This is a genomic window from Streptomyces kebangsaanensis (assembly GCF_001906585.1).
In the GTDB taxonomy this organism is placed as follows: Bacteria; Actinomycetota; Actinomycetes; order Streptomycetales; family Streptomycetaceae; genus Streptomyces; species Streptomyces kebangsaanensis.
Genome location: NZ_JUJA01000013.1, coordinates 6,546 through 16,481, shown reverse-complemented (window position 1 = coordinate 16,481; position 9,936 = coordinate 6,546). Strand labels below are relative to the sequence as shown.

At 71.6% G+C, this 9,936-nt stretch carries 9 protein-coding genes and 1 pseudogene; 5 read left to right on the top strand and 5 right to left on the bottom strand.

The window, feature by feature from the left end:
* Positions 1 to 262 precede the first annotated feature (262 nt).
* From RH94_RS41845 to RH94_RS41835, 4 genes and pseudogenes are all read left to right on the top strand, one after another.
* Positions 263 to 781: an HsdM family class I SAM-dependent methyltransferase gene (locus RH94_RS41845; RefSeq protein ID WP_234425443.1), complete on the top strand. Its 519-nt coding sequence runs from the start codon at positions 263 to 265 to the stop codon at positions 779 to 781.
* A complete protein-coding gene (locus RH94_RS41840) occupies positions 744 to 1,619 on the top strand; it encodes a hypothetical protein (protein WP_234425442.1) in 876 nt (291 codons plus the stop codon). The genes RH94_RS41845 and RH94_RS41840 overlap by 38 nt, the downstream gene beginning before the upstream one ends.
* Before the next feature lie 64 nt (positions 1,620 to 1,683).
* Positions 1,684 to 4,023, top strand: coding sequence for an ATP-binding cassette domain-containing protein (locus RH94_RS01210; RefSeq protein ID WP_073945819.1), 2,340 nt, complete (start codon positions 1,684 to 1,686; stop codon positions 4,021 to 4,023).
* Positions 4,024 to 4,066: 43 nt separating this feature from the next.
* Positions 4,067 to 4,282 (top strand): annotated as a pseudogene (locus RH94_RS41835) (SMI1/KNR4 family protein); the annotation flags it as partial.
* A 62-nt stretch (positions 4,283 to 4,344) separates the two neighbouring features.
* Here RH94_RS41835 and RH94_RS01205 read toward each other — a convergent pair.
* The 5 genes from RH94_RS01205 to RH94_RS01185 all read right to left on the bottom strand — a co-directional run bounded on the left by RH94_RS01205 (position 4,345) and on the right by RH94_RS01185 (position 9,527).
* Positions 4,345 to 5,154, bottom strand: a complete 810-nt coding sequence (locus RH94_RS01205) for a lysophospholipid acyltransferase family protein (protein ID WP_073945818.1) — start codon at positions 5,152 to 5,154, stop codon at positions 4,345 to 4,347.
* Positions 5,154 to 5,927, bottom strand: coding sequence for a GNAT family N-acetyltransferase (locus RH94_RS01200; protein WP_073945817.1), 774 nt, complete (start codon positions 5,925 to 5,927; stop codon positions 5,154 to 5,156). Before RH94_RS01200 ends, RH94_RS01205 begins: the two co-directional genes overlap by 1 nt.
* Positions 5,928 to 6,152: 225 nt before the next feature.
* Positions 6,153 to 6,902, bottom strand: a complete 750-nt coding sequence (locus RH94_RS01195) for a succinate dehydrogenase/fumarate reductase iron-sulfur subunit (RefSeq protein ID WP_073945816.1) — start codon at positions 6,900 to 6,902, stop codon at positions 6,153 to 6,155.
* Positions 6,899 to 8,857, bottom strand: a complete 1,959-nt coding sequence (locus tag RH94_RS01190; protein WP_073945815.1) for a fumarate reductase/succinate dehydrogenase flavoprotein subunit — start codon at positions 8,855 to 8,857, stop codon at positions 6,899 to 6,901. The genes RH94_RS01195 and RH94_RS01190 overlap by 4 nt, the downstream gene beginning before the upstream one ends.
* Position 8,858: 1 nt before the next feature.
* Entirely contained in the window at positions 8,859 to 9,527 is a 669-nt protein-coding gene (locus tag RH94_RS01185) for a succinate dehydrogenase (RefSeq protein ID WP_073945814.1), read from the bottom strand.
* 130 nt (positions 9,528 to 9,657) lie between these two features.
* Between RH94_RS01185 and RH94_RS41830 the strand changes: the two genes are divergently transcribed.
* Positions 9,658 to 9,936, top strand: a 279-nt coding sequence (locus RH94_RS41830) for a LysR family transcriptional regulator (RefSeq protein WP_234425441.1), incomplete at its 3' end; no start/stop codon positions are given.

Here is a 9,936-nt window from a genome sequence, read left to right as displayed (position 1 = left end):
GATCAGGAGCCACGGCAGCGGCTTCTTCGGCCGACGGAAGTTGAGGGTGGAGCGAAGCCTGCCCTGGGCCTGTTCCACGAGCTCCCAGCCATCCTTCTGCTCCCGGCGCGGGGCTCTGCATTTTCCCGTCCTCCACATTTTCCACACAGACGTTCGTGGCTTTGTTCTGTGAACAAAGTCAATGAGCGCAGTAGCCTTCCATGCACTACGGCCGCTGGGGCGCCGCCCAGCCCGGCGGCCACACACCCCGAAGAGCCCCTCCATGAGTACCACCGACGCCATACCCGTCGGCTTCGTCGCCGACGACCGCGACATCCGCGCGGAGGTCGCCACGGCCGACGCGCTGCGCGAGGACTGCTTCGCCGGGACACCGGCCGACATGGCCCTGTGCAACCCGCCGTTCAACGAGCGCGACTGGGGCTACGAGGAACTGGCGACGGACCAGCGCTGGACCCACGGCCTGCCGCCGCGCACCGAGCCCGAACTGGCCTGGGTGCAGCACCTGCTCTCCCACCTCAGGCCCGGTGGGACGGCGGTCGTCGTCCTGCCGCCCGCCGTCGCCTCCCGCAAGGCGGGCCGCCGCATCCGGGGCTCCCTGCTGCGCACCGGTGTGCTGCGGGCGGTCGTGGCGCTGCCGCCGGGAAGCGCCCAACCGCACAAGCGCCTCGCTCTAGTAGTTGTGGGTCCTGCGCGCCACGGCGGACGGCCCGTCGGCGGCTCCTCCCGCGCAGGACGCCCTCCTCGTGGACGCCACAGGGTTCGCCAGGCCCGGAGCGCGTGAGCCCGGACCCGACTGGGACGCCCTCGGATCCTTCGTCCGCGCCGCTCTGGAAGTCCTCGACCGGCCGGACCGCAATCCGCCGGAGGGCGCCGTCCGGGTTCCTCTGCTCGACCTCCTGGATGACGAGGCCGACGTCGCCCCGGGCCGCTACGCCATATCCGGCGGGGAGCCCTCCCGTGCGGAACTCGCGGCATCATGGCGGGAGCTGGCGACCCATCTGGCCGATCTCACCGGTTGCGCACAGTACTTGGCGGGGCTGGACCTGCGGCCACGGACACCGCAGACCACGGCGACGGTCGGGGACCTCGTCAAGGCGGACGCCCTCACCCTGCTCGCCGGGCAGCAACCACCGGACGGCGCCACCTCGCCCGGTGCGGCCGGACTGCCCCTGCTCACCGTGCCCGACCTGCTCCAGGACGGTGTCCCCGGCGGACGTGCCCCCGAGGGGACGGCCCATGCCGTGGCCGAGGAGGGCGACGTGGTGGTCGCCGGAGTGATCCGGGCCTTCAGGGCCTGGGTGCACCAAGGGCCACCGACGGCACTGGGCACACAGCCCTACGCGCTGCGGGTGGACCCGGAGAAACTGGACGCCCACTTCCTGGCCGGCTGCCTGCGCGCCCCCGCCAACGGACGCCAGGCCGCCACCCACGCCTCCAGCTCGTCCCGGGTGGACATCCGGCGCCTGCAGGTACTTCCCCTCCCCCCGGAGGAACAGACTGCCTACGCCACGGCCTTCCGCCGCCTCACGGACTTCGAGGAACTCCTCGCGCGCGCCGAGGGCCTGGGGCGCCGGTTGATGAGCGACGGGCTCGCGGCGGGAGGGCTGGGCGACGGATGAGAGCACTCGCGTAGAATGATGGAGTTTATCCCCTTTGGCAGCAGTCCCGTACGGAGCGTTCCCCATGCACAGCCCCCATGACCCGTACGTCCGAGTCCGTGGTGCTCGTGAGCACAATCTCAAGGGGGTGGACGTCGACATTCCGCGGGATGCGCTGGCCGTGTTCACGGGGGTGTCGGGGTCGGGGAAGTCGTCGCTGGCGTTCGGAACGATCTATGCGGAGGCTCAGCGGCGGTATTTCGAATCGGTGGCGCCGTATGCGCGCAGGCTGATCCATCAGGTGGGGGCGCCGAGGGTCGGGGAGATCTCCGGGCTTCCGCCGGCCGTCTCGCTGCAGCAGCGGCGGGCGGCGCCGACCTCGCGGTCCTCGGTCGGGACGGTGACGAACCTGTCCAACTCGCTGCGGATGCTGTTCTCCCGGGCCGGGGACTATCCGGCGGGGGCCGAGCGGCTGGACTCGGACGCGTTCTCGCCGAACACGGCAGCCGGGGCCTGCCCGGAGTGCCATGGGCTGGGACGGGTGCACCGGACGGACGAGGCGTTGCTGGTGCCCGATCCGTCGCTGTCCATCCGGGAGGGGGCGATCGCCGCGTGGCCCGGTGCCTGGCACGGCAAGAATCTGCGGGACATCCTCGACGCACTGGGGTACGACATCGACCGGCCGTGGCGTGAGCTGCCGGCCGAGCAGCGGGAGTGGATCCTGTTCACGGACGAGCAGCCGGTGGTGACGGTGCATCCGGTGCGGGATGCCGACCGGATCCATGGCCCGTACCAGGGCACGTACATGAGTGCCCGGCGGTATGTGATGAAGACGTTCGCCGATTCGAAGAGCGCGGCGCTGCGCGCGAAGGCCGAGCGCTTTCTCGCCTCCGCACCCTGCCCTGCCTGCGGCGGCAGCCGGCTGCGGCCCGAGGCGCTGGCCGTGACCTTCGCGGGGCGCTCCATCGCCGAGCTGGCCGCGCTGCCGCTGACCGAACTGGTCGGTGGTCTCCAGGGCACCTCCGAGGTGGCCCGCGTCCTCACCGAGGACCTCAGGTCCCGTATCGCGCCCGTCGTCGAGCTGGGTCTCGGCTACCTCAGCCTGGACCGGAGCACACCCACGCTCTCGGCGGGCGAGTTGCAGCGGCTGCGGCTCGCCACCCAGCTGCGGTCCGGGCTGTTCGGGGTGGTGTACGTCCTCGACGAGCCGTCGGCGGGGCTGCACCCGGCGGACACCGAGGCCCTGCTCACGGTGTTGCAGCGGCTCAAGGCGGCGGGCAACTCGCTCTTCGTGGTCGAGCACCAGTTGGAGGTGGTGCGCGGTGCCGACTGGGTGGTCGATGTGGGTCCGCTGGCCGGGGAGCACGGCGGGCGGGTGCTGCACAGTGGGCCGGTGGCCGAGTTGGCGGGGGTGGAGGAGTCGGCGACGGCCCGGTTCCTGTTCGACCGCTCTTCCGCACCCGTGCGCGAAGTGCGATGTGGCCGGGGGCAGTTGAAGGTGGGGCCGGTTCACCGGCACAACCTGCGCGGGGTGACGGCCGAGTTCCCGCTCGGTGCCTTCAGCGCGGTCACGGGGGTGTCGGGCTCCGGGAAGTCCACGCTCATCGGTGAGATCACGGAGGAGTCGGCGGGGGTCGGGAGGCTGGTCTCGGTGGACCAGAAGCCGATCGGACGCACCCCGCGCTCGAACCTGGCCACGTACACCGGGCTGTTCGACGTCGTGCGGAAGGTGTTCGCGGGCACCGACGAGGCGCGTGCGCGCGGTTACGGGGCCGGGCGGTTCTCCTTCAATGTGGCCGGCGGGCGGTGCGAGACCTGTCAGGGCGAGGGTTTTGTGAGTGTGGAGCTGCTGTTCCTGCCGAGCACGTACGCACCGTGTCCGGCCTGCGGCGGGGCGCGCTACAACCCCGAGACGCTCGAAGTGACGTACCGCGGGCGGAACATCGGCCAGGTGCTGGACCTCACGGTGGAGAGCGCGGCGGAGTTCTTCGCCGACACCCCGGCCGTCGCCCGCAGCCTCGGCACCCTTCTCGACGTGGGCCTCGGCTATCTGCGCCTCGGCCAGCCGGCGACCGAACTGTCGGGCGGCGAGGCCCAGCGCATCAAGCTGGCGAGCGAACTGCAGCGCGGGCGCCGCGGCCACACTCTCTACCTCCTCGACGAGCCGACGACCGGCCTCCACCCGGCCGACGTGGAGGTCCTGATGCGGCAGTTGCACGGGCTGGTGGACGCCGGGCACACCGTGATCGTCGTCGAGCACGACATGTCCGTCGTGGCCGACGCCGACTGGGTCGTCGACCTCGGGCCGGGCGGCGGCGACGAGGGCGGCCGGATCGTGGCGGCCGGCCCGCCGGAGGCCGTGGCCCGGGCGGAGGGGAGCGCCACGGCTCCCTATCTCGCGCGGGAGATGCGCGGAGACCGCTGAGGCGTCCGGGCGGACCGTCAGCGGTGAGCCGTACGATCCGCGCATGCCTGAGCAGCAGACATGGGCGGGGGTCCGCGAGCGCGTCACGGCGCTCGGCGCGCGGGCCGAGAGCGCGGGGGTGTTCGGCGTGCACGGGCACGGCTTCCGTCTCGGGGAACCACTGACGGCGGCGGAACTCGCCGATCTCGAGGCGCGGATCGGGGTGCGGCTGCCCGAGGACTACCGGCGGTTCCTCGTCACCGTGGGCGCGGGCGGTGCCGGTCCCGCCTACGGCGTCTTTCCCGTCCGCAGGACCGGCGCCGGCCGGCCTTACGCCACCAGCTACGCCATCAGCGCCGCGTGCGTCCAGCAGGGCTCGGTCGCCCGGTCCTGCTGTGCCGCGCGGGCCAGGGCGCGGCGGTCCGGGTGGGTGCCCGGTGGGACCACGGGACGCACCTCGACCTCGGCGACCAGGCCGCGTGCCGACGCCACCCGCCACAGCGAGGCGAGCAGGGAGTCGTCGCCGACGAAGGCCGGGGCCGTGGCCGCAGCTCCCCCGGCCAGGCGGTAGCGGATGCGGACCGGCTGGACCGGGACGCCGGCGTCCAGGGCGGCCTGGAAGACGGCCCGGCGGAAGTGGCCCTGGGCGCGGCCGCACCAGGTGCTGCCCTCGGGGAAGGCGGCGACCGCCGTGCCCTGGCGCAGTGCCTCGGCGATGTGGGCGACCGTGTCCGGGAGGGCACGCGGGCGGTCCCGTTCGATGAACAGGGTCCCGCCGCGCGCCGCGAGCGCGCCCGCCACCGGCCACCGGCGGATCTCCGCCTTGGCGAGCATCCTGGCCGGGCGCACCGCGGCCAGCAGCGGGATGTCCAGCCAGGAGATGTGGTTGGCGACCAGGAGGAGGCCACCGGTGGGCGGGGCGGTGCCGGTGATGCGGAGACGGACCCCCGAGGCCCGTACGACCGCACGGCACCAGCGCCCGACCCAGTCGGCGGGGATCCTCCGGCCGAGCGGTGAGAGGACGACCCCGGTCAGGACCAGTGCCGCGACCAGCGTCAGCCGCAGCACGGCACGCGGTACGGCCCTCGCCGGCCCCGTCGCCTCCACGCACGCCCTCGGGGTGCAGGGGGCGCTGGGCAGCCAGGTGCTCATCAGGCCGGTATGAGGGAGAGGAAGTGCCGCAGGTAGCGCGGGCTGACCGAGCGCATCGGCAGCAGGACGTACAGGTCGGCGACCCCGAAGTCCGGGTCGTGGGCGGGCTCGCCGCAGACCCGGGCGCCGAGGCGGAGGTAGCCGCGCAGGAGGGCGGGCAGTTCGGTCCGGGCGGGGGGTGTGGTCGTGGTCCGGGGTGTCCACGGCAGCAGCGGGCGTACCCGGTGCTCCTGGGGTGCCAGGTACTTGGCACGCACCCGGTCCCAGGTGGCGGAGGCGAGCGCGCCGCCGTCGGCCAGCGGGATCGAGCAGCAGCCCGCCAGCCACTCGTGGCCGCGGTCGACCATGTAGCGGGCCAGCCCGGCCCAGATCAGGCCGATGACCGTGCCGTCGCGGTGGTCGGGGTGCACGCAGGAGCGGCCCACCTCGACCAGGCCGGGGCGGATCGCGTCCAGTGGCGTCAGGTCGAACTCGGCCTCCGCGTACAGCCGTCCGGCGATCGCGGCCCGCTCCGGCGGCAGCAGCCGGTAGGTGCCGACGACCTGCCCGGTGAGCGTGTCGCGCACGAGCAGGTGGTCGCAGTACGCGTCGAAGGGGTCGATGTCGTGGCCGGGTTGCGGGGTGGACAGCAGGGCGCCCATCTCCCCGGCGAAGACGTCGTACCGCAGCCGCTGCGCGGCCCGCACGTCCGCCTCGTCTCGGGCGAGGGCGACGGTGTAGCGGGCGGGCGACGTCGGCTGCGGGGGGCTTTCGAGCGTGGTGACGCCGGTCATGGCTCTCTCCTGGTCACGGGCCGGGGAACGGGGGGCAGACCTGGCGTACGGTCTGTCGGTCCTGTTCTCCCCAGGCCCGCTGACCTGCGCGTGACCGGCGCGGAGAGACTGGGTGTGAGGTTGTTGAACGGCGCGGGTGAAGTGCGAAGCGGGGCCGGGGATGAGCACCACTCCCGACCCCGCCCGTCCGCCCCCTCGGCGAACGTTTTCACAAGCCGCGCGCGGTCACCTCTTGGACGCCCTGCGGGTCGCGCGCAGCCACTCCTTGTTCATGCTGGTGATCGACATCAGGGGGATGCCCTTGGGGCAGGCGGTGGCGCACTCGCCGGCCAGGGTGCAGCCGCCGAAGCCCTCCTCGTCCATCTGGGCCACCATGTCCAGCACGCGGGTCTCGCGCTCGGGGGCGCCCTGCGGCAGGACGTTGAGGTGGTTGATCTTGGCAGAGGTGAAGAGCATCGCCGCGCCGTTGGGGCAGGCGGCCACGCAGGCGCCGCAGCCGATGCACTCGGCGTGCTCGAAGGCGAAGTCGGCGTCCGGCTTCGGTACGGGCGTGGCGTGGGCCTCGGGCGCGGAGCCGGTGGGGGCGGTGATGTAGCCGCCGGCCTGGATGATGCGGTCGAAGGACGAGCGGTCGACCACCAGGTCCTTCACCACGGGGAAGGCGGACGCCCGCCACGGCTCGATGTCGATCGTGTCGCCGTCCTTGAAGGACCGCATGTGCAGCTGGCAGGTGGTGGTGCGCTCGGGGCCGTGCGCGTCGCCGTTGATGACCAGGCTGCACGCGCCGCAGATGCCCTCGCGGCAGTCGTGGTCGAAGGCGACGGGGTCCTCGCCGGAGAGGATGAGCTGTTCGTTGAGGACGTCCAGCATCTCCAGGAAGGACATGTCGGGCGAGATGTCGTCCACCTCGTAGGTGGACATGGCTCCTTCGGCGCCGGCGTTCTTCTGCCGCCAGACGCGCAGGGTGAGCTTCATGCGTAGCTCCGCTGAGTGGGGTGGACGTACTCGAAGACCAGGTCTTCCTTGTGCAGGGTCGGGGCCTCGCCCGTACCCGTGAACTCCCAGGCGGCCGCGTAGCCGAACTCGTCGTCCCTGCGGGCCGCTTCGCCGTCGGGGGTCTGGGACTCCTCGCGGAAGTGGCCGCCGCAGGACTCGGAGCGGTGCAGGGCGTCGAGGCACATGAGCTCGGCGAGCTCCAGGTAGTCGACGATGCGGTTGGCCTTCTCCAGGGACTGGTTGAACTCCTCGCCGGTGCCGGGGACCTTGATGCGCCGCCAGAACTCGTCGCGGATCTCGGGGATGCGCTCCAGGGCCTTGCGCAGGCCGGCGTCGGTGCGGGCCATGCCGCAGAACTCCCACATCAGCTCGCCGAGTTCACGGTGGAAGGAGTCGGGGGTGCGGTCGCCGTCGACGGCGAGGAGCAGGTTGAGCCGGTCCTCGGTCTCGGCGAGGACCTCCTGCACGACAGGGTGCTCGTCGGTGACGTCGTCGGCGGCGGACTTGCGCGGATTGCGGGCCAGGTAGTCGTTGATGGTGGCCGGGAGGACGAAGTAGCCGTCGGCCAGGCCCTGCATCAGCGCGGACGCGCCGAGGCGGTTGGCGCCGTGGTCGGAGAAGTTGGCCTCACCGATCGCGAACAGGCCGGGGATCGTGGTCTGCAGGTCGTAGTCGACCCACAGGCCGCCCATCGTGTAGTGCACGGCGGGGTAGATCCGCATCGGCACCTCGTACGGATCCTCGTCGGTGATCCGCTGGTACATGTCGAAGAGGTTGCCGTACTTGGCCTCGACGGCCTTCCGGCCCATCCGCCGGATCGCGTCCGCGAAGTCCAGGTAGACGCCCTGGCCGCCGGGGCCGACGCCGCGGCCCTCGTCGCAGACGTTCTTCGCGGCGCGGGAGGCGATGTCACGCGGGACGAGGTTGCCGAAGGACGGGTAGATGCGCTCCAGGTAGTAGTCGCGCTCGTCCTCGGGGATCTCGTTCGGCGGGCGGTTGTCGCCCTTGGCCCTGGGCACCCAGATACGGCCGTCGTTGCGCAGCGACTCGCTCATCAGGGTGAGCTTGGACTGGTGGTCGCCGGTGCGCGGGATGCAGGTGGGGTGGATCTGGGTGAAGCAGGGGTTGGCGAAGTAGGCACCGCGCCGGTGCGCCCGCCAGATGGCGGTCGCGTTGGAGTTCATGGCGTTGGTCGACAGGTAGAAGACGTTGCCGTAGCCGCCGGAGGCGAGGACGACGGCGTCGGCGAAGTGCGTGTCGATCCTGCCGGTGATCAGGTCGCGGGCCACGATGCCGCGGGCCCGGCCGTCGACGACGATCAGGTCCAGCATCTCGGTGCGCGGGTGCATCTCGATGTTGCCGGCGGCGATCTGCCGGGACAGCGCCTGGTAGGCGCCGAGCAGGAGCTGCTGGCCCGTCTGGCCGCGGGCGTAGAAGGTGCGGGAGACCTGGACGCCGCCGAAGGAGCGGGTGTCGAGCAGACCGCCGTACTCGCGGGCGAACGGCACGCCCTGTGCCACGCACTGGTCGATGATCTCCACGGAGATCTGGGCGAGGCGGTGCACGTTGGACTCGCGGGCGCGGAAGTCGCCGCCCTTGACGGTGTCGTAGAACAGGCGGTGGATGGAGTCGCCGTCGTTGCGGTAGTTCTTCGCCGCGTTGATGCCGCCCTGCGCGGCGATGGAGTGGGCGCGGCGCGGGGAGTCCGAGTAGCAGAACTGGACGACGCGGTAGCCCTGTTCGGTCAGGGTCGCGCCCGCCGCGCCGCCGGCGAGGCCGGTGCCGACGACGATCACCGTCTGCTTGCGCCGGTTGGCCGGGTTGACCAGCTTGGCCTCGAAACGGCGCTTGTCCCAGCGCTCGTTGATCGGGCCGGACGGGGCCTTGGTGTCGGCGACCGGCTCACCGGTCGTGTAGTCGACGTAGGAGGTCATGTCAGCTCACCACTCCGGTCATGACGCCCACCGGGACGGCGATGAAGCCGGCCGTGAGCAGCAGTGCGAGGACGTTGGCGACGGTCTTCAGGGCGCGGTCGCGGGCGCGGCTGCCGACGCCGAGGGTCTGGGCGGCGCTCCAGAAGCCGTGCCGGACGTGCAGGCCGAGCGCCAGCATGGCGACGATGTAGATCACGTTGCCGTACCAGGTGGAGAAGGTGTCCACGACGTTCTGGTACGGGTGGCCCGGCTGGAAGCCGGAGTGCACGGTGCCGGTGGTCAGGTCGAGGATGTGCCAGACGATGAACAGGCCGAGGATGATCCCGCCCCAGCGCATGGTGCGGGTGGCGTAGCTCGCCCGGGGCTTGGAGTGCACGTACTTGCTGGGCCTCGCCCTGATGTCGCGGCGGCTGAGCTGGTACGCGGAGACGGCGTGGGCGACGACCGCGATCACGAGGACGACCCGGACGAGCCAGAGCGTCCACTCGTAGTGCATGAACGGTTCGCCGAGGGTGCGCAGCCAGTGGGCGTAGTGGTTGAACTCGCCGGCCCCGAAGAAGATCTTCAGGTTTCCGATCATGTGGACGACCAGGTACAGCAGCATGATCAGTCCGCTGACCGCCATCACGGTCTTCTTGCCGACGGTCGAGCCCCACACGGTGCGTGCCATGGACGGCCGTCGGTCCGTCCGCGTTGCCAGTGCCATGACTCCGCACGGTAGGACCTTTGACCCCCATCGGTCCAAGACATGGTATGGCTCGTTTCGATAGGGGCCTCCTATGGTCGGTTATGCTGGGGGTGTGCAGTTCCAGCAGCTCCAGTACTTCGTGGCGGTCGCCGAGACCCGGCACTTCACCCGCGCCGCCGAGCTGGTCCATGTCGCCCAGCCGTCGCTGTCGCAGCAGATCAAGGCGCTGGAGCGGGAGTTGGGCGCGGATCTGTTCCTGCGGGCGCGGGGCAACATCACGCTCACCGACGCCGGGGAGGCGCTGCTGCCGCTGGCGCGGCGGATCCTCGCGGACGCGGACACGGCGCGGCACGAGGTGCAGGAGTTGGTGCAGCTGCGGCGGGGCCGGGTG